This window comes from Curtobacterium sp. MCBA15_007 (assembly GCF_001864905.1).
Taxonomy (GTDB): Bacteria; Actinomycetota; Actinomycetes; order Actinomycetales; family Microbacteriaceae; genus Curtobacterium; species Curtobacterium poinsettiae.
This window is the reverse complement of record NZ_MJGM01000014.1, coordinates 8,074-33,967: the sequence shown is the minus strand read 5'-3', so window position 1 is coordinate 33,967 and position 25,894 is coordinate 8,074. Positions and strand designations below refer to the sequence as shown.

The 25,894-nt window shown below is 72.4% G+C and carries 27 protein-coding genes and 1 pseudogene; 12 read left to right on the top strand and 16 right to left on the bottom strand.

The genetic code is table 11. The annotated features are described in order from the left end of the window. Nucleotides 1–134: 134 nt before the first annotated feature. From BIU95_RS07535 to BIU95_RS07520, 4 genes are all read right to left on the bottom strand, one after another. On the bottom strand, nucleotides 135–854 hold the full coding sequence (locus BIU95_RS07535; RefSeq protein ID WP_071251239.1) for a response regulator transcription factor: 720 nt from the start codon (nucleotides 852–854) through the stop codon (nucleotides 135–137). Continuing rightward, nucleotides 836–2,110, bottom strand: coding sequence for a sensor histidine kinase (locus BIU95_RS07530; RefSeq protein WP_175470737.1), 1,275 nt, complete (start codon nucleotides 2,108–2,110; stop codon nucleotides 836–838). The genes BIU95_RS07535 and BIU95_RS07530 overlap by 19 nt, the downstream gene beginning before the upstream one ends. A gap of 82 nt (nucleotides 2,111–2,192) precedes the next feature. After that, on the bottom strand, nucleotides 2,193–2,501 hold the full coding sequence (locus BIU95_RS07525; protein WP_017886832.1) for a transcriptional regulator: 309 nt from the start codon (nucleotides 2,499–2,501) through the stop codon (nucleotides 2,193–2,195). Beyond that, entirely contained in the window at nucleotides 2,498–2,839 is a 342-nt protein-coding gene (locus BIU95_RS07520) for a hypothetical protein (protein ID WP_017886831.1), read from the bottom strand. The genes BIU95_RS07525 and BIU95_RS07520 overlap by 4 nt, the downstream gene beginning before the upstream one ends. A gap of 195 nt (nucleotides 2,840–3,034) precedes the next feature. On the opposite strand from BIU95_RS07520, the gene BIU95_RS17720 reads away from it, so the two are divergent. Further along, complete coding sequence (locus BIU95_RS17720; protein ID WP_083389291.1) at nucleotides 3,035–3,403, top strand: YciI family protein; 369 nt, start codon at nucleotides 3,035–3,037, stop codon at nucleotides 3,401–3,403. Here the strand turns inward: BIU95_RS17720 and BIU95_RS07510 are convergent. Continuing rightward, nucleotides 3,309–4,511, bottom strand: coding sequence for an MFS transporter (locus BIU95_RS07510; RefSeq protein WP_071251234.1), 1,203 nt, complete (start codon nucleotides 4,509–4,511; stop codon nucleotides 3,309–3,311). The genes BIU95_RS17720 and BIU95_RS07510 overlap by 95 nt on opposite strands. Before the next feature lie 62 nt (nucleotides 4,512–4,573). Between BIU95_RS07510 and BIU95_RS07505 the strand changes: the two genes are divergently transcribed. After that, complete coding sequence (locus tag BIU95_RS07505; protein WP_071251232.1) at nucleotides 4,574–5,164, top strand: TetR/AcrR family transcriptional regulator; 591 nt, start codon at nucleotides 4,574–4,576, stop codon at nucleotides 5,162–5,164. Beyond that, the gene (locus BIU95_RS07500) at nucleotides 5,161–6,054 is read left to right on the top strand and encodes an alpha/beta hydrolase family protein (protein ID WP_071251230.1); all 894 of its coding nucleotides are present in this window, start codon (nucleotides 5,161–5,163) and stop codon (nucleotides 6,052–6,054) included. Before BIU95_RS07505 ends, BIU95_RS07500 begins: the two co-directional genes overlap by 4 nt. 118 nt (nucleotides 6,055–6,172) lie before the next feature. Here the strand turns inward: BIU95_RS07500 and BIU95_RS07495 are convergent, their stop codons facing one another. Then, nucleotides 6,173–6,655: a RimK/LysX family protein gene (locus BIU95_RS07495; protein ID WP_017886827.1), complete on the bottom strand. Its 483-nt coding sequence runs from the start codon at nucleotides 6,653–6,655 to the stop codon at nucleotides 6,173–6,175. A gap of 87 nt (nucleotides 6,656–6,742) precedes the next feature. Here BIU95_RS07495 and BIU95_RS07490 point away from each other — a divergent pair, with 87 nt between their 5' ends. The 4 genes from BIU95_RS07490 (at nucleotide 6,743) to BIU95_RS07475 (ending at nucleotide 12,764) form a co-directional block, all read left to right on the top strand. Continuing rightward, on the top strand, nucleotides 6,743–7,921 hold the full coding sequence (locus BIU95_RS07490; RefSeq protein WP_042537686.1) for a RimK family alpha-L-glutamate ligase: 1,179 nt from the start codon (nucleotides 6,743–6,745) through the stop codon (nucleotides 7,919–7,921). A 69-nt stretch (nucleotides 7,922–7,990) separates the two neighbouring features. Further along, complete coding sequence (locus BIU95_RS07485) at nucleotides 7,991–9,064, top strand: 3-oxoacyl-ACP synthase III (RefSeq protein ID WP_042537701.1); 1,074 nt, start codon at nucleotides 7,991–7,993, stop codon at nucleotides 9,062–9,064. Between the two features lie 8 nt (nucleotides 9,065–9,072). Next, entirely contained in the window at nucleotides 9,073–11,778 is a 2,706-nt protein-coding gene (locus BIU95_RS07480; RefSeq protein ID WP_071251228.1) for an alpha/beta fold hydrolase, read from the top strand. Then, the gene (locus BIU95_RS07475) at nucleotides 11,775–12,764 is read left to right on the top strand and encodes an NAD(P)-dependent oxidoreductase (RefSeq protein WP_071251226.1); all 990 of its coding nucleotides are present in this window, start codon (nucleotides 11,775–11,777) and stop codon (nucleotides 12,762–12,764) included. The genes BIU95_RS07480 and BIU95_RS07475 overlap by 4 nt, the downstream gene beginning before the upstream one ends. Here BIU95_RS07475 and BIU95_RS07470 read toward each other — a convergent pair. The 10 genes from BIU95_RS07470 to BIU95_RS07425 form a co-directional block, all read right to left on the bottom strand. Continuing rightward, nucleotides 12,740–13,315 (bottom strand): gamma-glutamylcyclotransferase family protein, encoded by a 576-nt coding sequence (locus BIU95_RS07470; protein WP_231564040.1) that lies wholly within the window; start codon nucleotides 13,313–13,315, stop codon nucleotides 12,740–12,742. The genes BIU95_RS07475 and BIU95_RS07470 overlap by 25 nt on opposite strands. 100 nt (nucleotides 13,316–13,415) lie before the next feature. Then, a complete protein-coding gene (locus tag BIU95_RS07465) occupies nucleotides 13,416–13,832 on the bottom strand; it encodes an MFS transporter permease (RefSeq protein ID WP_071251223.1) in 417 nt (138 codons plus the stop codon). After that, nucleotides 13,829–14,761 carry an Asp23/Gls24 family envelope stress response protein gene (locus tag BIU95_RS07460; protein ID WP_071251221.1) on the bottom strand — a complete coding sequence of 311 codons (933 nt, stop codon included), beginning with the start codon at nucleotides 14,759–14,761 and terminating at the stop codon, nucleotides 13,829–13,831. Before BIU95_RS07460 ends, BIU95_RS07465 begins: the two co-directional genes overlap by 4 nt. Nucleotides 14,762–14,839: 78 nt before the next feature. Continuing rightward, the gene (locus BIU95_RS07455) at nucleotides 14,840–15,013 is read right to left on the bottom strand and encodes a CsbD family protein (protein ID WP_017885408.1); all 174 of its coding nucleotides are present in this window, start codon (nucleotides 15,011–15,013) and stop codon (nucleotides 14,840–14,842) included. A gap of 83 nt (nucleotides 15,014–15,096) precedes the next feature. Continuing rightward, entirely contained in the window at nucleotides 15,097–15,660 is a 564-nt protein-coding gene (locus tag BIU95_RS07450; protein WP_071251219.1) for a hypothetical protein, read from the bottom strand. Beyond that, complete coding sequence (locus BIU95_RS07445; RefSeq protein WP_056070061.1) at nucleotides 15,657–16,232, bottom strand: DUF6286 domain-containing protein; 576 nt, start codon at nucleotides 16,230–16,232, stop codon at nucleotides 15,657–15,659. Before BIU95_RS07445 ends, BIU95_RS07450 begins: the two co-directional genes overlap by 4 nt. Before the next feature lie 9 nt (nucleotides 16,233–16,241). Beyond that, nucleotides 16,242–16,556 carry a hypothetical protein gene (locus tag BIU95_RS07440; RefSeq protein WP_017885411.1) on the bottom strand — a complete coding sequence of 105 codons (315 nt, stop codon included), beginning with the start codon at nucleotides 16,554–16,556 and terminating at the stop codon, nucleotides 16,242–16,244. Then, on the bottom strand, nucleotides 16,553–16,744 hold the full coding sequence (locus BIU95_RS07435; protein ID WP_017885412.1) for a DUF2273 domain-containing protein: 192 nt from the start codon (nucleotides 16,742–16,744) through the stop codon (nucleotides 16,553–16,555). Before BIU95_RS07435 ends, BIU95_RS07440 begins: the two co-directional genes overlap by 4 nt. Continuing rightward, nucleotides 16,741–17,199: an Asp23/Gls24 family envelope stress response protein gene (locus BIU95_RS07430; RefSeq protein WP_017885413.1), complete on the bottom strand. Its 459-nt coding sequence runs from the start codon at nucleotides 17,197–17,199 to the stop codon at nucleotides 16,741–16,743. The genes BIU95_RS07435 and BIU95_RS07430 overlap by 4 nt, the downstream gene beginning before the upstream one ends. A gap of 161 nt (nucleotides 17,200–17,360) precedes the next feature. Next, complete coding sequence (locus tag BIU95_RS07425) at nucleotides 17,361–18,587, bottom strand: helix-turn-helix domain-containing protein (RefSeq protein ID WP_071251217.1); 1,227 nt, start codon at nucleotides 18,585–18,587, stop codon at nucleotides 17,361–17,363. Between the two features lie 82 nt (nucleotides 18,588–18,669). Here BIU95_RS07425 and BIU95_RS07420 point away from each other — a divergent pair, with 82 nt between their 5' ends. From BIU95_RS07420 to BIU95_RS07395, 5 genes and pseudogenes are all read left to right on the top strand, one after another. Then, nucleotides 18,670–18,960, top strand: a complete 291-nt coding sequence (locus BIU95_RS07420) for a metal-sensitive transcriptional regulator (RefSeq protein ID WP_027466001.1) — start codon at nucleotides 18,670–18,672, stop codon at nucleotides 18,958–18,960. Continuing rightward, nucleotides 18,957–21,440: pseudogene (locus BIU95_RS07410) on the top strand (heavy metal translocating P-type ATPase); the annotation flags it as partial. The gene BIU95_RS07420 and the pseudogene BIU95_RS07410, both read left to right, overlap by 4 nt. 237 nt (nucleotides 21,441–21,677) lie before the next feature. Further along, nucleotides 21,678–23,399 (top strand): glucose-6-phosphate isomerase, encoded by a 1,722-nt coding sequence (pgi, locus tag BIU95_RS07405; RefSeq protein ID WP_071251213.1) that lies wholly within the window; start codon nucleotides 21,678–21,680, stop codon nucleotides 23,397–23,399. 238 nt (nucleotides 23,400–23,637) lie between these two features. Then, entirely contained in the window at nucleotides 23,638–24,174 is a 537-nt protein-coding gene (locus BIU95_RS07400) for a hypothetical protein (RefSeq protein WP_139179692.1), read from the top strand. 155 nt (nucleotides 24,175–24,329) lie between these two features. Continuing rightward, the gene (locus tag BIU95_RS07395; protein ID WP_042539908.1) at nucleotides 24,330–25,787 is read left to right on the top strand and encodes a sugar porter family MFS transporter; all 1,458 of its coding nucleotides are present in this window, start codon (nucleotides 24,330–24,332) and stop codon (nucleotides 25,785–25,787) included. Nucleotides 25,788–25,894 lie beyond the last annotated feature (107 nt).

The window sequence follows — 25,894 nt, the reverse complement described above, 5'->3', positions numbered from 1 at the left end:
CTCGGTGCGTCGTGCTGGCGGGGCACGGTGCGGTCAACGCTGCACGGGTTGAACGATGGCGCACGGTGCGGCGATGTCTGCGAACTCGGCACCGTGCGGACTTGTCCCGCCGGTGCCGGATCGGTCGGGCTCGGTCAGCCGGCGACGCCGTGCTCGAACGCCCAGACGACCGCCTGGATCCGGTCGCGCAGTGCGAGCTTCTGCAGCACGTTCGACACGTGGGTCTTCACGGTGGCGTCCCCGACGTAGAGCTCGGCGGCGATCTCCGCGTTGCTCAGGCCCCGGGCGAGGAGCCGCAGCACCTCGGTCTCCCGCTCGGTGAGGCCGGCGGCGGTGAGCGCATCCCGGCCGGACGTCGCTGCCGTCGCGGTGGTCGCCGGCTCGGGCCGGGTCTCCGGCAGCGTCGTCGCCGTCGCCCGGCTGATCACCCGCCGCGTGACGTCCGGCGCGAGCAGGGCGTCCCCGGCTGCGACGGTCCGCACCGCGTCGATCAGCCGCTCGGGGGAGGCGTTCTTCAGCAGGAACCCGCTCGCTCCCGCCTCGAGCGCCTGGAACAGTGCAGCGTCGCTGTCGAACGTCGTGAGGATGAGCACCGCCGGCGGGTCCGGCAGCGCCGCGATCCGCCGCGCGGCCTCGAGCCCGTCGACGCCGGGCATCTGCACGTCGAGGCAGACCACGTCGGGGCGAAGCGCCTGCACGGCCTCGACCGCCCGCGCTCCGTCCGACGCCTCTCCGACCACCCGGAAGCCCGGCTCGGACTCCAGGATCACGCGGAACCCGGCACGGACGAGTTCCTGGTCGTCGGCCAGCACGATGGTCAGGTCGGCCGTCCCGTTCACGTCGTCGGCAGCCATGCACGCACCAGGTAGCCTCCCCGGGCGCGTGGCCCGATCTCGATCCGTCCGTCCACGGCGTCGACGCGTTCCCGCATCCCGACGTGCCCGAGCCCGCTGCCGGAGGTGCTCTGGGCTGCACGGGCACCGAGTCCGTCGTCCGCGACCTCGACCTCGACGCTGTCGTCCAGGTACCGCAGCCGGACGTCGGCGCGGGCGGTCGGTCCGGCGTGCTTCAGGATGTTCGTCACCGCTTCCTGCACGATCCGGTACGCCACGGCGGCCACCGTCGGTGGCACCGGGCGCTCGGTACCCACGACGACGTACTCGGCGGGGTGGCCGGCCACCCGGGCCGACTCGGCCAGTTCGGCGATCCGCGTGATGCCCTCGGTGCTCGGCCCGTCGCCACCGGTCGTCCCGCCGCCGGCCGCATCGTCGTCGGAGCGCAGGGTACCGAGCATCCGCCGCAGCTCCTCCACCGCGGTACGGGCGTTCTCCTCCACCACCTCGAGCGATGCGGACGCCTGCCCCGGGTCGCGGTCGAGCACGCGCCGTGCCGCACCCGCCTGCACACCCATCAGCGACACGTGGTGGGCGACGACGTCGTGCAGCTCGCGGGCGATCCGCACCCGCTCGATCGTGACCGCTTGCGCGGCCGACCGTTCCCGCTCCGCGGCGAGTTCGGCGGTGCGCTCGGCGAGCTGGTGCCGCGCGACGGCGGAGGCCCAGGCGCGGTTGCCGGCGTACCAGGCGGCGCCGAAGTAGATCACGTTGATGAAGATGTTGAGCAGCGAGATCGCCACGTACGGCGCCACGGGCGAGTCCGTGTCGTTCGGCAGGGAGTTCGGTGACGCCCACCCGAACGAGATCGCGATGAACAGCCACGCGAACATGCCACCGATGACGACCCAGCGCACCGCTTCCGACCGGACACGGTCCGAGCACCACGCTCCGACCGTGTACAGCGCGATGAAGAGCGTGAAGTTGACGAGGAAGACCTCGGGGACACGGAGCAGCTGCGTCGCGGCGAACGCCACCGCCGACACCAACGCCACCGACATGGGGAACCGTCGGCGGAACGCGATCGGTGCCGCGTTCGCGACGATCATCAGGGCCGAGACCCACCAGACGGCCTGGTCGTCGCCGTACGTGCCGGCCGACCCGTACAGGAACGTCGTGAGCGCGAGCCCACCGGCCAGCACCACGGCGAGCACCGTGTCCTGTCGGTACTCGTGCCGCCCCACCGGCAGTCGCGACCACTCCGCCGTCGTCCCCACTCGCGAAACGCTAGCGGAATCCCGGTGCGATGTCGCCATCACGCTGGACTGCTCGGCGTCCGCTCGCTTCACGGTGCTCTGGTCACCCGTCGGGTTCGGCGATCGCCAGGATGACGGCGACGTGCCGCTCGAACGCATCTCGTCCTGCGTCGGTGAGGGCGAGCCAGCTCCTCGTGCTCCGCCCCACGCGAAGCCTGCGGACGCGGAGGAACCCCGCCTCGCCCAGAACCGCCGCTGCTTGGGACAGTGTTGAGTCGCTGACCTCGAGTGCGTCCCGGACGACACCGAACTCCGCTTCGTCCACCGTCCTGAGCAGGGCGAGCAGTGAGAACCGCACCGGCGAGTGGATCCGGTCGTCGAGTTCGTGCCGAGGGTGGGCGCCGCTCGTCATCGGCGCCGCGGCCGAGCCTGCGCTGCCGCCACGATGAGTGGAGCTGCGACGACGAGCGAGGTCGCTCCCCATGCCATCAGCGACGTCGACCCGTCGAGTCCTCGGAGCACCGCGGCGTCGAGCGGAGCAACGGCGAGGACGTAGAGGACGCCGGTTGCGACCCAGGCGACGGTCATCAGTCGGTTGCCTCCGCGGGGGACGACCCGCCGGGTACTCGCGACGAGCCACAGTGCGATGACGGCGACAGCGGCAATCGCGAGGACGGGCAGCCGCGGGGCACCCAGCCCCTCGGCCACGAACACGAAGGACGCGACCAGGGCGGCACTGCACAGGAACACCGGCGTCTGCCAGCCGCGCCCTTGCCTGAGGCGAGTCCCGGCTGCAGCTCCTCGAGAGGACGAATTCATGTTCACAGAGGGTAAACGTGAAACTGCCGCATCTGCGGATGTCCCAGTGGAACCGCAGCTTCGGGGCGAAGAGGCCGGTCAGTGCGCGACGAGAGTAGCCTCCCGCCAACGAGCAGGGGAGACGCCATGCAGTTCCTCGTCAACGTCATCGACGACGGCCAGGCCGCCGCCGTCGGCAACACGTACTCCGCGACCGACGCCGAAGCCGCCGCGGTCGACGCCTTCAACGCCCGGATGGCCGACGCGATCGTGTTCGCGGCCGGGGTCTCCGCACCGGCCGACGCCACCCTGGTCGACGCCCGTGCAGGTGCGGGCGACGCGGCCACCGGACCCGCGACGGCCGGGCGCGCCACGACCGGACCCGCGACCGCCACCGACGAGTACGTCGCCGGCTTCTGGGTCATGGAGCTCCCGGACGCCGAGACGGCGGCCCGGGTGGCGCACCAGGCGTCGCAGGCGTGCAACCGGAAGATCGAGCTCCGCCCGCTGCTCTGACGGCACGGACCCCACCCGGCCGACGGACCACCGCGGGGACGGCGCTCGCCGCGGTCACGACGGCCCCGACCACGAACGTCGCGACGAACCCGATCGCACCGACGAGCGCTCCGGCACCCGCCGCGCCGACGGCCTGCCCGAGCACGAGTGCGACGAACAGCATCGACGTGCCGGCCGACGACCGCTCGGAGTCGATCTCGGTCGTCCACGCGATCAGCGCCCCGGTCGCCGCCGTGTAGCCCCAACCGAACACGGCACACGCCAGCAGTGCTGCGACCGTCGACTGCGGCAAGGCCCCCAGCACGACGACGGCGACGGCGACCGAGCCCGCCGTGACCGCCCAGAGGGTCCGGGCGTGCAGTCCGTTCGTCCACCGCGCAGTGACCACGACGGCCGCTCCGCCGACCCCGAGCGCGATCCAGGCCGACACCGAGACCACGACCGACGCACCGGCGTCCACCAGGGCCGAACGACCGTAGGTCCAGACGACGGCGGACCCGGCCCCGAACAGCAGCGCCAGCACGATGACCCCTCGGTGCGCCGCGAACCACGGAGCACCGGGCAGCGGGGGCCGGGATGTCGCCGCACCACCCCGGGACACCACGAGCAACAGGGTTCCGACGGCCAGGGCGAACACCGCGGACACCGCCCAGGCCGTCCGCCAGTCGGGCAGCAGCACGAGCGCGAGGACCCCGGCGCCCACGAGCCCCGGTCCGGTGCCGGCGTTCACGACCGCCTGCGCTCGACCGAGCAGCGCGGACGGCACCTGCTCCGCGACGAGTCGCACGAGTGCGGGGGACGCGAGCCCGGCGCCTGCCGACGCGAGCACTGCGCTGACACCGAACGGCGCCGGACCGTCGGCGGTGGCCATGGCGATCGCACCGACCCCCGCCACCAGCGTGGCAACCGCGACGAGGACCCGGGGCATCCGTGCGGCGAGCAGGAACCCGGCGACCGCACCGACGCAGTACAGCGCCGAGGCGCCCGACGAGACCCATCCGGCGGCGTCGGACCGGAGCTCCAGGTCGCGTTGCACGTCGGGCAGGAACAGCCCGTACGCCAGCCGCACCAGGCCGTAGGTGGCCGCGATCAGGCCGAGTCCGCTCACGAGGAGCAGTCGATGTCGCAACGAAAACGATCGTTTCACTTTTCAGACCCTAGGGTGCTGTCATGGTGATGCGCCCAGGAACCGAGCAACGGCTGCTCGACGCCGCCGAGGAGCTCTTCTTCTCGCAGGGGATCGCCGCCACCCCGATCGACGCCGTCCTCGAACGGGCCGGGGTCTCGACGGCGACGCTCTACCGCGGCTACGCGAGCAAGGAGGCACTCGTCGCCGCGGCGCTCACCCGTCGCCACGACGACTGGATCGCCACCTGGGACCGTGCGGTCGCCGCAGAACGGGACGACCTGGGCCGGCTGCTGGCCGTGTTCGACGCCCTCGACGACTACCGCTCGACGCCCACGGGCTCCCGCTGGTGCGCCTTCCTCGGCACCGCCGCCGAGTACGCGGACGCGCCAGCCGAGGTCCGGCAGGTCCTGGACCTCGAGACCACCACGTTGCGGCAGCGGCTCGTGTCGCGGGCCGCGCCGGTGGTCGGTCCCCGTGCCGAGGCCCTCGCCGACCAGCTGCTCCTCATCGTCTCCGGTTCCCTTGCGATGCGGTTGCGCGACCCCGCGCTCGACACGACGACGGCACGGTCCGTCGCCACGTCCCTCATCCGGGAACACACCACCCCCGACGGAACGGCGCCCACCCCATGACCCGATCGCGTGCTGCCACGATCACCCGCCGCTCCCTGCTGATCGGCGGGACGGGCGTCGTCGCCGCGGGAGCCGTGGCCGAGGCGATCAACCTCGGACTGCTGCCCGGGCGCTCGACCATGTACCGGGTCCTCGGTCTGGACGGCACCGACGGCACGGTCCCCGACGTCGAGCCCGTCCCCACGACCTCCGGCACCTTCGTGTCGGCGGCGCGGAAGGGCCGCACCGTCGGCTGGACGATCGCGGCACCGGCGTCCGACACCCCCTTGCCGGTGGCGGTCGCGCTGCACGGGTACGGCGACGACCACACCTCGTTCTTCGGGCGCAGCCTGGGCTACGACCGGTTCCTCGCGGCGCACGTGGCCGCCGGCGGAGCCCCGTTCGCGATCGCCTCGATCGACGGTGGCAACCGCTACTGGCACCCACGGGCCGACGGGGACGACCCCGCCGCGATGGTCGTCGACGAGTTCCTGCCCCTGATCGCCCGCCGCGGGTACGACACCGACCGCCTCGCCGTGACCGGCTACTCGATGGGTGGCTTCGGCGCGCTCCGGCTCGCAGGGGTCCTCGGCGCCGCGCGCGTCCGGGCCGTCTCGGCCATCAGCCCCGCGCTCTGGAAGTCGGCCGCCGACACCGCCCGCGGCGCCTTCGACGACGCGGCCGACTTCCGCGCGAACACCGTCCTCGGGCGGCAGCGTGCGCTCGACGGCGTCGCGGTCCGCGTCGACTGCGGCAACGGCGACGGGTTCGCGCCGGTGGTGCACGCCTACGTCGACGGCTTCGCCGAGCCGCCGGCCGGGGGCTTCGCACCCGGCGGCCACACGCACGGCTACTGGCGCCGTCTGGCGCCGCAGCAGCTCGCCTTCCTCGGCCGGCACCTGGGTCGCTGACCCGACCAGCGCCCGAGACGCGCGCCGAGGCGGACGGGAGGCCCGTGGCGGCGCCGCACCGCGCCTCCAGGCCGTCGACCGGTCGCGGCAACGGCCCGTGCCGGGTGACCAGGACCGCTCAGGCGCGCCCGCGGTTGCGGCGCCGGATCTCCTTCGGAGCCCGCCCGGCCACGAAGGACCGCGCAGGATCGACGAGGAAGCCCTGCCGGAGCGCCTCGCGCCCGACGAGCATCCGGAAGCCCATCTGGTCGCGGTTGCTCAGCGTGACCTCGGACTCGACGACGCGCCCGGCCAGGGCGATCTGCGTCAGCACCACGATGCGTTCCTGGGTGTGCCCGGTGGAGCTGCGGACGACGCGCCGGTCGTGCACGTCGCACTCGATCGTGGCGGCGTCGGCATCGGTGTCCTGCCAGGGGTGCAGCGAGAACCGGACCCGCTCGCCGGGCAGTTCCTCGAGGTCGAAGGCGTGCAACGCGGAGCTCCGGGCGCCGGTGTCGAGCTTCACCTTGATCCACGGCACGCCGAGGTCCGGCAGGCCCGCCCACTCCCGCCACCCGGCGACGACGAGCCCGCTGTCGGAGGACTTCGGAGCTCGGGCCATGTGCCCATCCTGTCGCATGCTCCGCGGCCACGTCCGCATGCTTTGATGGAGCGTCGCCGTCGATCCGACCCAGCGGAGAACCCCTCGATGAAACTCGCCATCCTGTCGCGTGCGCCCCAGGCGTACTCGACCCAGCGCCTCCGCGCAGCGGCACTCGACCGCGGGCACGAGGTCAAGGTGCTCAACACGCTGCGCTTCGCGATCGACCTGTCCGGTGACGACCCGGACCTGCTCTACCGCGGCAAGCTGCTGAGCGACTACGACGCCGTGCTGCCGCGCATCGGCAACTCGATCACCTACTACGGCACCGCCGTCGTGCGGCAGTTCGAGCAGATGGACGTCTACACGCCGAACACGGCGAACGGCATCACGAACTCGCGTGACAAGCTCCGGGCGAACCAGATCCTGTCGCGGCACGACATCGGCATGCCGGCGACGACGTTCGTGGCCGGGCGCAACGACGTGCGCGGCGCGATCGAACGGGTCGGCGGCGCGCCCGTCGTCATCAAGCTCCTCGAGGGCACGCAGGGCATCGGCGTGATCCTGGCACCCGAGGCGAAGGTCGCCGAGTCGATCGTCGAGACCCTGCACTCCACCAAGCAGAACGTCCTGATCCAGCGGTTCATCGCCGAGAGCCGCGGCCGGGACATCCGGGCCCTGGTCGTCGGTGACCGGGTCGTGGCGGCGATGCGCCGGACCGCCTCGGGTGACGAGTTCCGGTCGAACGTGCACCGCGGCGGCACCGTCGAGAAGGTCACGCTCACGCCCGAGTACGAGGCCGTGGCCGTCCGCTCGGCGCAGATCATGGGCCTCAAGGTCGCCGGCGTCGACATGCTCGAGGGCAACGACGGGCCGCTCGTGATGGAGGTCAACTCCTCACCGGGGCTCGAGGGCGTCGAGCGCGCCACGGGCCTCGACATCGCCGGTGCGGTCGTCGACTTCATCGCGAACCAGGTGGCGTTCCCCGAGATCGACGTCCGCCAGCGGCTGTCCGTCTCGACCGGCTACGGCGTCGCGGAGCTCCTCGTGCACACCAACGCGGACCTGGTCGGCAAGACGATCAAGGAGTCCGGGCTCTGGGACCGCGACATCACGGTCCTCACCCTGCACCGTGGCTCGAACGTCATCCCGAACCCGCGCAGCGGTGTCGTCCTGGAGCCGGGTGACCGCCTGCTCTGCTTCGGCAAGCTCGAGGAGATGCGCTCGATGATCCCGGAGCGTCGCAAGCGGCGCGCGAAGGTGCGGAAGCTGCCGAAGGACGTCTGATCCGGAGCCGTCCAGCGCATCCGGATCGCGCACACAGGCCAGATGCGGAAGTATGTGTCGGTGACGATCATGACGGAACGGCCGGTCGACCAGGCATCGAGCAGTGAACCGGAGCAGCCGGGCAACGCCACGGCGAAGCACCGGAACGTCTCACTGCTCTCCGTGGCGACCACCACGGCGGAGCGTGTGACGACCTCGGCCGACATCGAGGCCAAGCTCCGTGGGGTCCTCCGTCGTCTCCGTCTGCCGATGGGGCTGCTCGAGCGCGTCGCCGGGGTCATCGAACGTCGCAACTGGGGCGAGGGCCAGACCTTCCAGGACGCCGCGATCGACGCCGGCCGCCGTGCCATGGCCGAGGCCGGGGTGCGTCCGGACGAGATCGGCCTGCTCATCAACACCTCGGTGACCCGTCCGCACCTGGAGCCGTCGGTGGCCGTCCGCCTGCACCACGGGCTCGGGCTGCCGTCGTCGGCCATCAACTTCGACATCGCGAACGCGTGCCTCGGGTTCGTCAACGCCATGAGCGTCGCCGCGGGCATGATCGACTCCGGGCAGATCAAGTACGCGCTCGTCGTCGACGGCGAGGACGCCGACCAGGTGCAGCTCAACACCATCGACCGCCTGAACCAGGGCGGGCGGAACCGCAAGGACTTCATGAGCGAGTTCGCCAGCCTGACCCTCGGGTCCGGCGCCGCGGCGGCCGTGCTCGGCCCGGCGGACCTGCACCCCGAAGGACACCGGATCGTCGGCGGCGTCACCCGCGCGGCGACCCAGTGGTACGACCTGTGCGTCGGCAGCGTCGACGGCATGTTCACGGACGCCAAGATGCTGCTCAAGGGCGGCATGGAGCTCGTCGTCGCCGCCTGGACCGAGGCCCGCGCCCACTTCGACTGGGCCGACATGGACCGCTACGTGCTGCACCAGGTCTCCGACGTGCACACCAACGCCTTCGTCGAGGCGATCGGCATCCCGCGCGACAAGGTCCCCACCACCTACCAGCGGTTCGGCAACGTCGGCCCCGCGTCGATCCCGATCACCCTGGCCGACGAGGTCGCCTCCGGCGGCATCCGTCGCGGTGACCGCGTGTTCCTGGGCGGCGTCGGCTCCGGCATCAACACGGCGATGATGGAACTCCACTGGTGAGGTCCCGGTTGCCCCGCGTCGCCGCGAGCACGGCTCCGGCGACGCAGCCACCCTCCCTGCCCGGCCTCGACCCGGCGTGGTCGCGTCTGGTCACGGTCCCCGCGTGGTCCGGAGATCGCAGGGGAGGAACGGATCGCGCCGCGCGCACCTGGCACCTCCTCGACACGGCCGGGTCCCTGGCCGCGCTCGGCGTGGAACCGGTCGGCACCATCCTGTGCGTGCACGGCAACCCGACCTGGTCGTACCTCTGGCGGTCGGTGCTCCGCACCTCGCTCGAGGTCGCCCAGGCCGGCGGCCCGGCCTGGCGCGTGGTCGCCGTCGACCAGCTCGACATGGGCTTCTCGGAGCGCACCGGCGTCGAGCGGGGGCTGCCGCAGCGCGTCGCGGACCTCGGTGCCCTGACCGACGAACTCGGGCTGACCGGCCCGGTCGTCACCCTCGGCCACGACTGGGGCGGTGTGGTGTCGCTCGGCTGGGCGGTCGACCACCCGGACGTCCTGGCCGCCGCGATGACGTGCAACACCGCGGTGCACCAGCCCGACGACGCCCCGATCCCCGCCCCGCTGCGGCTCGCCCTCGGCCCCGGCATGCTCGGCCGCGCGACGGTCGTGACCCCCGCGTTCCTCGAGACCACCCTGGCCATCGCGCACCCGAAGCTCGACCGTGCCACGGCCGACGGCTACCGGGCGCCCTACCGCGGTGCCGCGCGGCGCGGTGGCATCGGCGGCTTCGTCGCGGACATCCCTGTCGACGCCCGGCACCGGAGTGCGCCGGAGCTCGACCGCATCGCTGCGGGTGTGGCGGCGCTCGACGTGCCGGCGCTCCTGCTCTGGGGTCCGCGTGACCCGGTGTTCCTCGAGCGCTACCTGGACGACCTGACCGAGCGGATGCCGCACGCCGACGTCCACCGGTTCGAGGGCGCTGGGCACCTGCTGCCTGATGACGCCGACGTGGCGGGCGCGGTGTTCGACTGGCTCGGTGACCGCCTGCCGGACGGTGGCCGTCCTGCACAGGCCGACCCGGGCCTCCAGTCCGGACCCGTGGACACGGACCGGCCCGCCGCGGCGACGCCGCCGCTCTGGGCGCGGCTCGACGAGCTGCGGGGGAGTGACGACCCCGCCCTGGTCGAGATGGCCGCCGCGGGCGGTCCCCGCACGATCACGTGGCGGCTGCTCGCCCGACGGGTCGACGAGATCGCCGCCGGGCTGGACGACCTGGGGGTCCGGAGCGGCGACCGTGTCTCGCTCCTGGTGACCCCCGGTGCCGACCTGACCGCCGTCCTGTACGCCTGCGTGCGGATCGGGGCGGTCGTCGTCGTCGCCGATGCCGGACTCGGCCTCAGCGGCCTGACCCGCGCGGTCCGCGGTGCCCGACCCGACTGGATCATCGGCGCGCTGCCCGGCCTCGGTGCCGCGCGTGCCCTCGGCTGGCCGGGGCGACGCATCGCGACGGTCTCGCTGCCCGCACCGGCACGGAGGGCGCTGCGCGTCGAGCACACGCTCGTCGACGTGGCCCGACGTGGTGCGCGTCGTCTCGCACACGGGGCGGAACTGCCGGCAGCGCCGTCGCCGGACGCGCCCGCCGCGGTGCTGTTCACCTCGGGGTCGACCGGCCCGGCGAAGGGCGTCGTGTACACGCACGGGCAGCTGAGCGCCGTCCGGGACGCCCTGGCGACCCAGTACGACGTCGGGGTCGGCACCGGACTCGTCGCCGGGTTCGCACCGTTCGCGCTGCTCGGCCCGGCCCTCGGCGCCAGGTCGGTCGCGCCCGACATGGACGTCACCGCGCCGCGCACGCTCACGGCGAAGGCGGTCGCTGCGTCGGTCGGCGCCGCCGATGCCACCGTGGTGTTCCTGTCGCCGGCAGCGCTGGCCAACGTCGTCGAGACTGCGTCGGAGCTCACCGACGCCGACCGTGCGGCGCTGCGGGGCGTGCGGCTGTTCCTGTCGGCCGGCGCTCCCGTGTCGGCCGCGCTGCTGACCGCGGCGACCGAGCTGATGCCGAACGCCACTGCCCACACCCCCTACGGCATGACCGAGGGGCTGCTCATGACCGACGTCGACCTGGACGGGGTCCGCGCCGCCGGCCGGTCCACCGACGAGGGGATCTGCGTCGGGGCGCCGGCGGAGAACGTCCGCGTCCGCATCGCGCCGCTCGACGGTTCCGGTCGCGCGACCGGAGCCCTGACGGACGCGCCCGGGGTCACCGGCGAGATCGTCGTCGCGGCACCGCACGTGCGCGACCACTACGACCGGCTCTGGCGCACCGACCGGGTCTCGCGGCTCGGGGTCGACGACCCGCGCGGACACCGCACCGGGGACGTCGGACACCTCGACTCCGCGGGACGGGTGTGGGTCGAAGGCCGGCTGCAGCACGTGCTCACCACGCCCGACGGGGTCGTCACACCGGTCGGGCCGGAGCAGCGGATCGAGGGCGTCGACGGTGTCGGACGTGCCGGGGTGGCGGGCATCGGTCCGATCGGCACGCAGCAGGTTGTGGCCGTCGTCGAGACCGAACCCGCCGGGCGCCGGCCGGGTCTGGCGTCGCCGCAGCTCGCCGCCGCGGTCCGCGCTGCCGCCGGGGTCCGGCTCGCCGCGGTGCTCGTCGTGCCCGTGCTGCCGACCGACATCCGGCACAACTCCAAGGTCGACCGCACCCGGCTGTCCCGCTGGGCCGGCTCGGTGCTGTCCGGCGGACGGATGGTCCGGCCGTGAAGGTCCTGGTCACCGGGGCCAGCGGGTTCCTCGGGCAGGCCACCGCCGCCGCCGTGCGGGACGCCGGACACGAGGTCCGCACGTTCCAGCGCCGTCCCTCGGGCGTCGCCGGGGTGCAGGACGTCGCCGGCACGATGACCGACGACACTGCGCTCGCCCGCGCGGTCGACGGGGTCGAAGCCGTCGTGCACCTGGCCGCCAAGGTGTCGCTCGCCGGGGACCCAGCCGACTTCGCGCGCGTGAACGTCGACGGAACGCGATCACTGCTGCGAGCCGCCCGTGCCGCCGGGGTCGCGCGCTTCGTCTTCGTGTCGTCGCCGTCGGTCGCGCACACCGGGTCGTCGCTCGTCGGGGCCGACGCCGGACCTGCCGAACCGTCCCGTGCCCGTGGCGACTACGCCCGCACCAAGGCCGCGGCGGAGCTGCTGGCACTCGACGCCGACGCCCCGGACTTCGCCGTCGTGGCGGTCCGGCCGCACCTGGTGTGGGGGCCGGGTGACACGCAGCTCGTCGGACGGATCGTCGAGCGGGCCCGGGCCGGACGACTCCCACTGCTCGACTCCGGCGCCGCGCTCATCGACACGCTCTACGTCGACAACGCCGCGACGGCCATGGTCGCGGCGCTCGAGCACGCCACGGACGACGGCGTCCACGGCAACGCGTACGTCGTCACGAACGGTGAGCCCCGCCCGGTCGCCGACCTGCTCGCCGGCATCTGCACGGCGTCGGGCGTCCGACCGCCGCAGTGGCACGTGCCGGCGGCGGTCGCCCGGATCGCGGGCTCAGTGGTCGAGGCCGTCTGGCGTGTCCGACCGGGCGAGGACGAGCCGCCGATGACCCGGTTCCTGGCCGAACAGCTCTCGACCGCGCACTGGTTCGACCAGCGGCGGACCCGGCAGGACCTGCGGTGGACCCCGTCGGTGTCGATCGACCAGGGGCTGGAGCGGCTGCGCGCCGCGGCTCAGGCCTCGTCGGCCGCCACGTAGACCCAGGCTGTCCAGCCCGATGCCAGCGTGACCTGGATGCGCTGGTAGTCGGCGACCTCGTAGTCGTCGACCGCGCGGAGCTGCCACTCGTACCCGAGCGTCAGGGCCACGCCCTCGACGACGTCGCCCGCGGCGCCGCGGCGCAGGATCGGGTGCCGGTCGGAGCCGCTCGTCCGGATGACGTCCGGGTCGGTGATCGTCACCCAGTCGAGTCGCCAGCCGGGCAGGGAGTCCGCGGTCGTCGGGACGTGGTCGCCGAACAGGGACTCCTGCACCAGGGGCTGCTGGAGGGTGCCGTACGAGAAGACCCGGTGCGTCGCTCCGGGGCGCGGCGTCGGACGCTTGACGGGACGCGGCGCGATCGCCGGGGTCGAGGTCCAGACGAGTGCACCGGCCAGGCCGGTCAGGCCGAGGTGCAGCAGCCCGATGATGCCGACGACGCCGCCCCAGGGGAAGCCGACCGCGAACGCAATGACGCCGACGACGAGACAGACGAGCGCGAACGCGCCGAGACCGATGACCCAGCGCTGGCCGGGGGAGAGACGCTTCACGTCGCGAGGCTAGCGGACGGGCAGTGGACCGGAGGACCACCCGGGTGCGCCGACGTGGGCGGGTGGGGCGGGCCTCCAGTCCGGGACCGCGTGCACGACGTCAGCCGGTGAAGCGGTTCCAGAGCTCCGTGACGATCGGCCAGACGTCGCCCGCGCGGTCGGCGGACCCGACGGCGACCAGGACGACGGGGACCAGGGTGACGGCCACGCTCACCAGGACGGCGAGCACGACGGCGGTCGTCGCGGTGGCGGTGTGCCGGCGGGTCAGGGCGAGCAGGAGCAGGGCGAGCACCACGACCGCGCCGAGCAGGGCGATGAGGGTGACGCGGACGAACGGGAACGGCACGAGGCCGGCGGTGGTCGCGGTGACCCCGCCGAGGAACCCGACCAGCGGCAGGAAGCCGCCGACCGCGATGGCGAGCACGAGGAAGACCCCGATGCCGCCGGCGATCCAGACGCCGCGGGGTCGGGGGCGCCGGTCGCGGGACCGGCGCCCTCCGGACCAGGCGGTGGTCACGGCTGGTCCCGGTGCCGCGGTGCCGCTGCGGCGTCGGCGGCCGAGTCAGCGGCGTCAGCGGCGTCGTCAGCCGCTTCGGCCGCGGCACCGGCGACGTCGGCGGCCCGGTCGCGGGTCGTGCCGGCTGTCTCGACGACGACGTCGCGGGCCTGTTCGGCGGCGTCCTTCGCGGACGATGCCGCGTCGGCGGCCTGCTCCGATGCGCGGGCGAGGGACTCCGAGGCGGAGTCGCGAACACGCTCGCCGGTCTCGGCAGCGGCGTCGACGGCACGCTTCGTCGTGTCGGCGGTGGCGTCGGCAGCGCGCTTGGTGGCGTCGGCGGTGGCGGACGCTGCCTGTTTGGTGGCGTCAGCGGTGGCGTCGGCAGCCTGCTTCGTCGCGTCCGCCGTGGCCGTGGCAGCGCGCTTCGTGGCGTCCGCGGTCGTCTCGGCGGCCCGCTTGACGGCGTCGCCGGTCGACTCGGCCGCCTGCTTGAGGGCGTCGGTCGTCTGCTCGGCGGCGCGACCCAGCGGGGACTGCTCGTCGTCGAACGGGCCGTGCACGTCGAGGACGCGCACGTCGACCGTGGTGTGCAGGTCGGACAGCTGGCGCGTCGCTGCGCGCACCTGCTGCCGGACCTCGGCGGCGACGTCGAGCACCGGGTGCGGGTAGCTGACGACGACGGCGACCTGGACACTGAGCTCGCCGTCCTGTTCGTCGACCTGCACGCCGGCGGTGCCCGCCGAGCGGCCGAGCTGCTTCCGCAGCTGGTCGGCGGCACGGGCGGCGATCCCGCCGAGGTGGTGCACGCCGGGCACGCCGAGTGCGGTCTCCGCCGCGGTGCGCGCGACGATCGTCGCGGTGCTCGCGTCGTCGGGCAGCGGCTCCGTCAGTGCTGCGGGCAGGGCCACCTCGGTGACCTGCGTGTTCGCATGGGGGTCGTGCTGCATGGTTCCTCCTCGTTCGGGATCAGCGCGGGGACGCGTCGGGGCACCCGTTCGACGGGTGCCCCGACGCGGTCGTGCGACCTACTTCTTGAAGACGTCCTTGACGTCCTCGCCGGTCTGCTTCGCGCTCGCAGCGGTCTGGTCCTTCTTGCCTTCGGCGACCTTGGCGTCGTCGTTGGTCAGGTTGCCGACGGCTTCCTTCGCCTTGCCGGCGAGGTCCTGAGCGGCGTTCTTGATCTTGTCGTCGAGTCCCATGACGGGTCCTTTCGTGGGTGGGCGTGTGCCCGGTGGTGTGGAGGTGGGCCGGGAGGCCCGGGGGTGCGTCCGGCTGACGGGTGTCAGTGGACGCGGGTCGCCTTCGCGAGCGCGGAGCGGGTACCGCCGGTCAGGTGCACGAGCACCGGGACCGGACGGCCGAGGGTGCGGTCGAGGACCGCGACGGCTCGGTCGACGGCGTCGACCACGGTGACGGCGTCCCCGCCGCGGCGGACCGCGACACGGATCCGTGCGGCGCGCTGCCGGCGGACGAGGTAGGTGTCGACGCGGGAGCCGACCACGTCGCGGACACCCGCGAGTTCGTGTTCGACGACGTCCCGGACGAGTGCGACGTTGATGGTGACCGCGTCGTCGCCCGAGCGTTCCCGGACGGCGACGGACGTGCCGCCACCACCGCGGGTGGACGCCCACACGAGTGACAGGACGACCACGAGGGCCGCGGCCCCGGCGACGATCCACAGCGCGGACGCGGGCATGTCGAGGCTGCGGGGGAGGTCGACGTACGGCTTGAGCGCATCCTGGACGGCGGGCAGGACACCCGCGCCCATCGCGATCCCGACGACGACGGCGACCAGGCCGAGGACGAACAGGATGATCCGGTTGAGGGTCCGGTTGCTCTTGGTCATGCGAGGGTTCCCTTCTCCTCGACCCGGACGCGGACGCGTCGGCCGAAACGCTCGTCGAGGCCGCTCAGGCGCTCCACGACGGCGGCGCGGACGGTCGCCTCGTCGACCGGCACACCGGTGACGGGGACGATGCGGACCTCGGTGGAACGGCCGCGGGCGGTGGCGGAGGCGTTCCCCTCGGGGACGCCGGCCGCCATGCCGGCGGCGTTCGCCGCGGTGGAGGCGACGATGCGGGAGTCGATGACGACCGCACCACGCTCGTGCTCGACGACCGATCGGTGCTGGCGACCGGGCTTGAGGGCCAGGACGACCAGCACGACGCCGAGGACGACGAGCACGCCAGCGATGACCTCGACGATGGTGACGAACGCGGCGTCCGGGCGGAGCGCCGTGTCGACCACGGTCTGGGGGTCGGCGACGAGCGGTGGGCGTCCGATGGCACTGAGCACCGACTCGGTGCCGATCCAGGCGGCCACCAGGGCGAGCACCACGAGGGCCACCGCCACTGCTGTGGAGCGGGAGCGGTGCACGCTCCGACGACGGATGCGTCGTTCGACGGAACCGTTGCTCATGATGGCCTCCTAGCGGGCACGGGACTCGTGCTCGCGCACGATCCCGGTGAGTTCGATGTGGGCACTGCCGACGCGGCGCCCGGTCAGGTCGCTCACGCGGCCCTTGACCTGGTCAGCGATCCGGATCGACCCGGAGACGATGTCGTCGCTCGCGGCGATCGGCCCGGTGATGTCGAGGGACAGTGCTCCCGACGCGTCGCCGAGTCCGACGCGCACCCGCTTGGCGGGGGCGCCGAGCCCTTCGGCTGCGACGGCCCGCGCCAGCGAGGTGAGCGCGCGTGCGGTGATCTCGACGCGGCCCGGGACGTCCGGGCCGGCGTTCACCGGGAGCTCCGGCGTCCGGTCAGCACGTCGGTCAGGGCGCCGCGGTCGATGCGACCGGTGGCGAGGGCGGCCACGAGGGCCCCGATCGCACCGAACACGATCACGAGCACGAAGCCCCAGAACCCGAACTGCAGTGCCACGACGGCGAGGACTGCGCCGATGAGGGCGCCGATCAGCGTGTTGCTCATGCGACTCGCGCTTCCTTCTTCTCGTCGTCGTTGTCGTCGTCGTCACCCGGGATGTAGACGTCCTGGACGGTCACGTTGACCTCGGCGACCTCCATGCCGACGATCTGCTCGAGGGCACGGGCCACACCGGTGCGGACACCGTCGGCGACCTGCTGGAGCGACACCGGGTACTCGGCGACGATCACGATGTCCGCGGCGACCTGCTTCTCGCCGACCTCGACCTTGACGCCCTGACCGAAGTCGCGCTGGCCGATCGCGTCGCGGATGGCGCCGATGGCACGGGCTGCGCCGTTGCCGAGGGAGTGCACGCCGTTGACCTCGCGGGCGGCGATGCCGGCGACCTTCGACACGACGGTGTCGTCGATGACGGTCTTGCCGGTGACGCCGCTGGTGCCGGCGTGCGAGGTGGCACGGGTCGCCGTGGTGGCCGGGGTGGGGGTGGTGGTGTCAGCCATGGTTCATTCCTTCCGTTGACCCGCCGGGCGTTCCCAGCGGTTGCTGTTCACGGATGAGACGGGCTGTGGAAGAGATTCGTCACACACGACTTCTCGGATTCGGGAAAAATCCAGGGATCCCCGGAAATCCGGGGATCTGCGTGTACCCCCGGGGCGTTCCGTCAGGCCGTTTCGCCGATTCCGGCCGCGTCGTTGCGTTCGGCAGCGGCCCGCATGGCGCGGACACAGGCCATCGGGGACTGGCCGCGCTCCTCGCGGAAGAGCTGCTGCAACCGACGGGGGAGCACCCCTGCGGCGGCTGCGATGTCGTCGAGCGTGAGCGGGTCGTCGAGGTGCTGTTCGATGTAGGACACCGCACGACGGACACGCCACGACGCCCTGCCGGCCTCCGGCTGCGCCGCGAGTGCCGCGCGCTTCGTGGTGGCCGGGTCCTCGCCGAACCGTTCGCGGTAGGTCTCGGCGAACCGGCCGGGGTTCGTGAAGCCCCACCGCCGGGCGATCACGGCGATCCCCGACGACACGAGCGGGCAGTCCGCTGCAGTCGCGCCGCCGCGGTCCGCGCGCAGGAGCTCTTCTCGCACCCGGTCCAGGCGGTGGTCGCGGAGGAACCGGTGCGGAGTGGTGTCGAGCGTCCGGGCGAAGACGTCCTGCAGTCCACGCTGGCTGAGCCCGCAGGCGGCGGCGATGGTGGGGATCGAGGGGCGTTCGGCGGCGTGCAGCTCGATGAACCGGACGGCGTCACGCAGCCGGTTCGCCACGGGGACGTCGTCGCCGCGGTTGCGGATGGGGAACGTGTCGAGGATGACGACGGCCAGCCGACGGTTCAGCGCGGTCCGCATCGGGCCGAGCACGCGGTCGTCGACCAGTGCCGGGCCGAGTTCGCGGATGAGGTGCCGGAGCGGTTCGCGCCGGGCGATGACCTCGTCCTGCTGGTCGAACAGCAGCGGACCGTCCGGCAGCCGGTAGCCGAGGTCGCGGCCGACGCTCCGCAGGAAGCGGTCGGACACGTGCACGCCGTTGTAGACGGTGCCGTCGGACTCGAACCGGTACGCCTCGGACGCCGAGGCGATGTACGGGCTGCCCGGCTCGACGACGCGGGTGCGGTCGGCGAAGTGCATCTCGAGCCGGCCCTTGGTCAGCCAGAACACCACGTGGTCGTCCCGCACACCGATGACCCCGCCGCGTCGCCCGCCCTCGGCACGCATGGTGCGGAGTGACAGGTCGTCGTCGCCGACGACCGTGTACTCGTACCGGGTGTCGTCGGTGGCGAAGGTCTCCGAGGCGAAGTCCGAGCCGCCGTACTCCGCGGCGAAGATCTCGGAGTAGTCGGAACCCTCACCGTCGGAGAACCGCAGCCGGCGGAATCCGTTCGTCGTCGAGGTGTCCATGCGCCGATCATGCCATCAGTTGCACCAGACAAGGAAAGGAATACCCTAGGGGGGTACCGTATTGAGAACGGTGGAGGCGGACATGCACGAACACGTCGGGTACATCGGCGACAAGGACGACCTGCTCAAGCGACTCCGTCGCGCCGAGGGGCAGGTGCGCGGGATCGCGCGGATGGTCGAGGACGAGACGTACTGCATCGACGTCCTGACCCAGATATCCGCGGCGAACCGGGCGCTCGAACGCGTCGCGCTGTCGTTGCTCGAAGACCACCTGGCGCACTGCGTCGCCGAGGCCGTCGCCGAGGGCGGGGACGCCGCCGACGAGAAGGTGCGCGAGGCCAGCCAGGCGATCGCCCGGCTCGTCCGCTCCTGACCCCTGACGATCGATCAACCAGAAGGAGACACCATGACCACCGAGACGCTGCTCGTCGAGGGCATGACCTGCGAACACTGCGTGATGAGCGTCACCGAGGAACTCTCCGAGGTCGACGGGGTGACGGGCGTCGACGTCCGACTCGTCCCCGGCGGCTCGTCCGAGGTCACCGTCAGCTCCGCGGCGCCGGTCGATGCGGACGCCCTGCACGCCGCGGTGGCCGAGGCAGGCTACGAGGTCGCGCGCTCGTGACGGACCGCACCGTCGAACTCGACATCACCGGGATGACCTGCGCCTCGTGCGCGAACCGCATCGAGCGAAAGCTCGGCAAGCTGCCCGGCGTCACCGCCACCGTGAACTACGCCACCGAGAAGGCGCAGGTGCAGGTCGCGGCCGACGGCACCGCCGACCCCCAGTCGCTGATCGCCGCGGTGGAGTCCGCCGGTTACGGCGCCACGGTGCCGGCGCCGCCCGCTGCCGCCGACGCCGAGCCCAGGGCCGACCAGGACCGGGCGGAACCGCTGCGACGACGCCTGGTCGTGTCCGCCGTGCTCGCGGTGCCCGTCGTGGTGCTCTCGATGGTGCCGGCCCTGCAGTTCCCGAACTGGCAGTGGCTCGCCCTGACGCTCGCGGCACCCGTCGCGGTCTGGGGTGCGCTCCCGTTCCACCGTGCCGCATGGGTGAACGCCCGCCACGGTGCCGCCACCATGGACACCCTGGTGAGCGTCGGGGTCCTCGCCGCGTTCGGGTGGTCGCTGTACGCCCTGTTCCTCGGGGACGCCGGCACGACCGGCATGCACATGACGTTCTCGTGGTTCGCCACCGACCCCGAGGCCGCCGACCTGTACCTCGAGGTCGCGACCGCCGTGACGGTGTTCATCCTCGCCGGCCGGTACATGGAGGCCCGTGCGAAGACGCAGTCCGGTGCCGCACTCCGGGCGCTGCTCGAACTCGGTGCGAAGGACGCCACGGTCCTGCGCGACGGTGCCGAACACCGCGTGCCGACCTCGTCCCTCGTCGTCGGCGACGTCGTCGTCGTGCGACCCGGCGAGCGGATCCCGAGCGACGGCCTGGTGCAGGACGGCTCCTCGGCCGTCGACCGCAGCATACTCACCGGCGAGTCCGTGCCGGTCGAGGTCGGACCGGGCGACCGTGTCACCGGCGCCACGATCAACGTCGGCGGCCGACTCGTCGTCGCCGTCACCCGCATCGGTGCCGACACCGAGCTCGCCCGCATGGGGCGCCTGGTCGAGGACGCCCAGACCGGCAAGGCCGAGGTGCAGCGTCTGGCCGACCGCGTGTCCGGCGTCTTCGTGCCGATCGTCATCGCGCTCGCCGTGTTGGCCTTCGTCGGCTGGCTCGTGCTCGGCGGCTCGGTCACGGCGGCCTTCACCGCCGCCGTCGCCACCCTGATCATCGCGTGCCCGTGCGCCCTCGGGCTCGCCACGCCCACCGCGCTGCTGGTCGGCACCGGTCGGGGCTCGCAGCTCGGGATCCTGATCGGCGGCCCGCAGGTGCTCGAGCGCACGCGCGGCGTCGACACCGTCGTGCTCGACAAGACCGGCACCGTCACCACCGGGTCGATGACCCTGCGGTCCGTGACCGTCGTCGACGAGACCGAGGACGCCGTGCTCCGGCTCGCCGCCGCGGTCGAGGACGGCTCGGAGCACCCCGTCGCCCGCGCCGTGACCACCGCGGCCCGCGCCCGGGCCACCGACCTGCCCGCGGCCGAGCAGTTCACCGCCACCGCCGGTGCCGGGGTGCAGGCCGTCGTGGACGGTGACGTCGTCCTGGTCGGCACGACCCGCTGGCTCGCCGACGCATGGTCGATCACCCTGCCGCCGGTGCTCGCCGACGTGGTGGACGGCGCCGAGGCCGACGGGGCCACCGCGGTCGTCGTCGCCCGGAACGGCAGCGCCCTGGGCGTGGTCGTCGTCGGCGACACCGTGAAGCCCGAGGCCGCCGACGCGATCACCCGCTTCCGCGCGCTCGGCCTGCGCCCGGTCCTGCTCACCGGCGACAACGACGGCGCAGCACGTGCCGTCGCCGCCCGGGTCGGCATCGACGAGGTGCACGCCCGCGCGACCCCGGCGTCGAAGCTCGAGGCCGTCCGCCGGCTGCAGTCCGAGGGCCGGAGCGTCGCGATGGTCGGCGACGGCGTGAACGACGCCGCCGCGCTGGCAGCCGCAGACCTCGGCATCGCGATGGGCGCCGGCACCGACGCGGCCATCGCGGCGAGCGACATCACGGTCGTGAGCGGTCGGCTCACCGTGGTGGCCGACGCCGTCCGGCTGTCCCGCGCGACGCTCGGCGTCATCAAGGGCAACCTGTTCTGGGCGTTCGCGTACAACGTGGCGGCGATCCCGCTCGCGATGGCGGGGCTGCTGAACCCGGTGCTGGCGGGTGCGGCGATGGCGTTCTCGTCGGTCTTCGTCGTGACGAACAGCCTGCGCCTGCGCCGCTTCGCACCGCAGTCGTGAACCCGGCCACAGTCGTGAACCGGGCAGGCCGACCGCAGCCCTGAACCCGGCAAGCCGACCGCGGCGATGAACGCGACCGGCCGGGAGGCGTGACGCGCGCAGCGAACGCGAGCCGCGCCTCCCGTCCGACTGTGCGCACCACCTGCCGGAGCGCACTACGCTCGAAGACGGTCCGCGACGCAGCGCTGCGTGACCCGCGGGCTGTACGTCTCGAACGTGATCCCCAGGAGGACCGAAGTGACCGAATCCGCTCCCGTCGACCCCACATCGACCGAAGGCTGGAAGAAGCTCGACAGCATCGCTGCCGGCTTCACCCCGGACCTGCGAGGGTGGTTCGACAGCGACCCCGGTCGTGCCGAGCAGTACACCTTCCAAGCTGCCGACCTGACCGTCGACCTGTCCAAGGGCCTGGTGACCGACGAGGTCCTCGCCGCGCTGCTGCAGGTCGCGGAGGACACCGGTGTCGCCGAGCGCTTCCAGGCGATGCTCGCCGGTGAGCACATCAACGTCACCGAGGACCGCGCCGTACTGCACACCGCGCTCCGTCGTCCGAAGGCGACCGAGGGCCTCGTGCCGGCCGCGCCGCTGACCGTCGACGGCCAGGACGTCGACGCCGACGTGCACGCCACGCTCGACAAGGTCTACGGCTTCGCCGAGCAGGTCCGCAGCGGTGCCTGGACCGGTGTCACCGGCAAGCGCATCGAGACCGTCGTCAACATCGGCATCGGTGGCTCCGACCTCGGCCCGGTCATGGTCTACGAGGCGCTCAAGCCCTACGTCCAGCCCGGCCTCGGGGCCCGCTTCGTGTCGAACATCGACCCGGCGGACATCTACGAGAAGACCGCGGACCTGGACCCCGAGACCACGCTCTTCATCGTCGCGTCGAAGACCTTCGGCACGCTCGAGACCCTGACGAACGCGCGCCTCGCCCGCCAGTGGCTGTGGGAGAAGCTCGGCCTGACCGACGCCGCCGACGACGAGAAGAAGAACGCCGTCGCCAAGCACTTCGTCGCCGTCTCCACCGCGCTCGACAAGGTCGAGGCGTTCGGCATCGACCCCGAGAACGCCTTCGGCTTCTGGGACTGGGTGGGCGGCCGCTACTCGGTCGACTCGGCCATCGGCACGAGCGTCGTCATCGCCATCGGCAAGGAGAACTGGGAGCAGTTCCTCGCCGGCTTCCACGCCATCGACGAGCACGTCCGCACCACGCCGCTCGAGCAGAACGTCCCCGTCCTGATGGGCCTGCTCAACGTCTGGTACACGAACTTCCTCGGTGCGCAGAGCCACGCGGTCCTGCCGTACACGCAGTACCTGCACCGCTTCGCCGCGTACCTGCAGCAGCTCACGATGGAGTCGAACGGCAAGCGCGTCCGCTGGGACGGCTCGCCCGTCACCACCGAGACCGGCGAGGTCTTCTGGGGTGAGCCCGGCACGAACGGCCAGCACGCGTTCTACCAGCTCATCCACCAGGGCACCCGCCTGATCCCGGCCGACTTCATCACGGTCGCCAACCCGGCCCGTCCGCTGCAGGACGAGACCGGCGACGGCGAGGGCGTCGCGCCCGGCACCGACGTGCACACGTTGTTCCTGGCGAACTTCTTCGCGCAGACCAAGGCGCTGGCGTTCGGCAAGAGCGCCGACGAGGTCCGCGCCGAGGGCACCACCGACGAAGGAATCGTCGCGGCCCGCACGTTCCCCGGCAACAAGCCGACCACGTCGATCATCGCGCCGGAGCTCACCCCGAGCGTGCTCGGCCAGCTCATCGCGCTGTACGAGCACATCGTGTTCACCGAGGGCACGATCTGGGGCATCGACTCGTTCGACCAGTGGGGTGTGGAGCTCGGCAAGCAGCTGGCGCTGCAGGTCACGCCGGCCGTCGAGGGCGACCAGGCCGCGCTCGACGCGCAGGACCCGTCGACCAAGGCGCTCATCGCGAAGTACCTGGAGCTGCGGAAGTAGCGCACGCCCCCACCTGACGGACGGGAGGCCCGTGGCGGATCCGCCACGGGCCTCCCGTCCGTCGTGTGCGTGCGCTGCGGCCGCGGGCCGGTCGCCGGGCCGGTTTCGCGCTCAGCGACACCTCATGCGCGCGCCGTCCCGTGCGGTGTCGCTCAGTGCGGAACGCGGCTGGTCGCGGTGCCCCGCCACCGCGACGGACGGTCCGCCGGTGTCGGTCGGAGCGGCTACGGTCGAGGGCATGGAGCGTTCGGAGATCCTCGCCGCGGCTGCCGCCGCGCACGCCGCCCGCATCGCAGCGGCGGGTGGTGACGACGCCGCGGCGCGTGAACGGGCCGACAGTGTCCGGCGCCGGGCCGACGGGCTCACCGACCGGTACGACACGGTCGAGGGCACGGACACCGAGTCCGACGCCCGTGACGCCGCCCGCCGTCGTGCGGGAGAGGCGGACCGCGCGGCCTCGCGCACCGAGGGCGTGCTGTCCGACTGGCACCGGATGGGCACTCGTCGTGGCGTCACCCCGGACGCGCAGGTCCGCACGGCCTGGACCGTGACCGGGGTCCCCGAGCGGGGTGACGCCCGTGCGCTGGCGAACGTGCTGCTCTCGACCGCGGGGCACGCGGGCCGCGTCGCCGACGCCGCTCGGCGCAACCCCGCCCTGTCCGGCGCCGCCAGTGCGGCCGCTCGACGCACCGTCCGCCGCTACACCGACCACGGTGCGGACATGGCGTCGTTGGGGGACGTCCTCGGCGACGGCCCCGTCGACGACGACCGCTGACGCTGCATCGCAGATTGGACCGCTCCCGTCCTCATCAGGTGTTCTGTGGACCGATCCAAACGACCTGACGACAGAATGTCCAATTGACAGGACATGGAATCGGGTTACGATCGGTCCACGCACTGACGCGCGATCACCGACGAAGGAGTCACCGAATGGTCGACATCAAACCGACAGCCCCGACTGTCGCACTGCCCCCGTTGGGGACCGGGCCGCACCGCCGACGTCTCGGCGTGCTGGCCCTCGTCGCCACGTTCGGCGGGTTGCTCTTCGGGTACGACACCGGCGTCATCAACGGCGCCCTGAACCCGATGAAGACGGAGCTCGGCCTCACCAACTTCACCGAGGGTGTCGTCACGAGCTCGCTGCTGTTCGGCGCCGCGATCGGTGCCATGCTCGGCGGCCGCATCGCCGACGGCTGGGGGCGCCGCAAGACGATCATCCTGCTCGCCGTCACGTTCTTCGTCGGCACGCTGATCTGCGTGTTCGCGCCGACGTTCGAGGTCATCGTCATCGGTCGTGTGCTCCTCGGCCTCGCGGTCGGTGGCGCGTCGACGGTGGTGCCCGTCTTCCTCGCCGAACTCGCCCCGTACGAGATCCGCGGATCCCTGTCCGGCCGCAACGAGCTGATGATCGTCATCGGCCAGCTCGCGGCGTTCGTGGTCAACGCGGTCATCGGCAGCGTGTGGGGTGAGGGCAACGGGGTGTGGCGCGTCATGCTGGCCGTCTGCGCGCTCCCCGCGATCGCCCTCTTCGTCGGCATGCTCCGGGTGCCGGAGTCGCCGCGCTGGCTCGCGTCGAAGAACCGTTACGACGAAGCACTCTCCGTCCTCGAGCAGGTGCGGACCACCGACCGTGCCCGTGCCGAGCTCGACGACATCAAGCGGAGCAACGACATCGAGGCGAAGGTCGAGCGCGTCAGCGGGTGGCAGACGCTGCGCGGGAACAAGTGGCTCATCCGCATCGTGCTCATCGGCGCCGGACTCGGCGTCGCGCAGCAGCTCACCGGCATCAACTCGATCATGTACTACGGCCAGACCGTGCTCATCGAGTCCGGGTTCCAGGCATCGGCAGCCCTCATCGCGAACATCGCACCCGGTGTGATCGCCGTGGTCGGTGGCGTCATCGCCCTGTACAACATGGAGAAGATCAACCGCCGGACGACGCTGATCCTCGGGTTCACGCTGACGACGACCTGCCACTTCCTGATCGGCATCGCGTCGGTCGCACTGCCCGAGGGCAACCCCGCTCGTCCGTGGGTGATCCTGTTCCTGGTCGTCGCGTTCGTCGGCTCGATGCAGACCTTCCTCAACATCGCCGTGTGGGTCGTCCTGTCCGAGATCTTCCCGACCCAGATCCGCGCGCTCGGCATGGGCATCTCGGTGTTCTGCCTCTGGATCGCGAACGCGTTCCTCGGGCTGTACTTCCCGACCATCGTCGCCGCGACCGGCATCACCGGGACGTTCTTCGGCTTCGGGATCGTCGGGCTCCTCGCCCTGCTCTTCATCTGGAAGTTCGTGCCAGAGAGCCGCGGCCGCACCCTGGAAGAGGTCGAAGAGGGCGTCACCACCGGCAACATCTTCACCGTCCCCGTAAAGGCGTCGCGCCGCTAGGCCGCACCACGCTGCACCGAGTGCGCAGAAGACGTCGGGTCGCCCCAGGGCACCCGGCGTCTTCTGCTCATTCGGTGTGCGACGAAGCACGCAGACGGACGGGAGGC

What these genes read in the sequence shown, in the direction of transcription:
- BIU95_RS07535 (WP_071251239.1), bottom strand. Translation starts at nt 854, where the DNA reads ATGGCTGCCGACGACGTGAACGGGACGGCCGACCTGACCATCGTGCTG.
- BIU95_RS07525 (WP_017886832.1), bottom strand. Translation starts at nt 2,501, where the DNA reads ATGACGAGCGGCGCCCACCCTCGGCACGAACTCGACGACCGGATCCAC.
- BIU95_RS17720 (WP_083389291.1), top strand. Translation starts at nt 3,035, where the DNA reads ATGCAGTTCCTCGTCAACGTCATCGACGACGGCCAGGCCGCCGCCGTC.
- BIU95_RS07505 (WP_071251232.1), top strand. Translation starts at nt 4,574, where the DNA reads ATGGTGATGCGCCCAGGAACCGAGCAACGGCTGCTCGACGCCGCCGAG.
- BIU95_RS07500 (WP_071251230.1), top strand. Translation starts at nt 5,161, where the DNA reads ATGACCCGATCGCGTGCTGCCACGATCACCCGCCGCTCCCTGCTGATC.
- BIU95_RS07495 (WP_017886827.1), bottom strand. Translation starts at nt 6,655, where the DNA reads ATGGCCCGAGCTCCGAAGTCCTCCGACAGCGGGCTCGTCGTCGCCGGG.
- BIU95_RS07490 (WP_042537686.1), top strand. Translation starts at nt 6,743, where the DNA reads ATGAAACTCGCCATCCTGTCGCGTGCGCCCCAGGCGTACTCGACCCAG.
- BIU95_RS07485 (WP_042537701.1), top strand. Translation starts at nt 7,991, where the DNA reads ATGACGGAACGGCCGGTCGACCAGGCATCGAGCAGTGAACCGGAGCAG.
- BIU95_RS07460 (WP_071251221.1), bottom strand. Translation starts at nt 14,761, where the DNA reads ATGCAGCACGACCCCCATGCGAACACGCAGGTCACCGAGGTGGCCCTG.
- BIU95_RS07455 (WP_017885408.1), bottom strand. Translation starts at nt 15,013, where the DNA reads ATGGGACTCGACGACAAGATCAAGAACGCCGCTCAGGACCTCGCCGGC.
- BIU95_RS07450 (WP_071251219.1), bottom strand. Translation starts at nt 15,660, where the DNA reads ATGACCAAGAGCAACCGGACCCTCAACCGGATCATCCTGTTCGTCCTC.
- BIU95_RS07445 (WP_056070061.1), bottom strand. Translation starts at nt 16,232, where the DNA reads ATGAGCAACGGTTCCGTCGAACGACGCATCCGTCGTCGGAGCGTGCAC.
- BIU95_RS07435 (WP_017885412.1), bottom strand. Translation starts at nt 16,744, where the DNA reads ATGAGCAACACGCTGATCGGCGCCCTCATCGGCGCAGTCCTCGCCGTC.
- BIU95_RS07430 (WP_017885413.1), bottom strand. Translation starts at nt 17,199, where the DNA reads ATGGCTGACACCACCACCCCCACCCCGGCCACCACGGCGACCCGTGCC.
- BIU95_RS07425 (WP_071251217.1), bottom strand. Translation starts at nt 18,587, where the DNA reads ATGGACACCTCGACGACGAACGGATTCCGCCGGCTGCGGTTCTCCGAC.
- BIU95_RS07420 (WP_027466001.1), top strand. Translation starts at nt 18,670, where the DNA reads ATGCACGAACACGTCGGGTACATCGGCGACAAGGACGACCTGCTCAAG.
- BIU95_RS07400 (WP_139179692.1), top strand. Translation starts at nt 23,638, where the DNA reads ATGGAGCGTTCGGAGATCCTCGCCGCGGCTGCCGCCGCGCACGCCGCC.
- BIU95_RS07395 (WP_042539908.1), top strand. Translation starts at nt 24,330, where the DNA reads ATGGTCGACATCAAACCGACAGCCCCGACTGTCGCACTGCCCCCGTTG.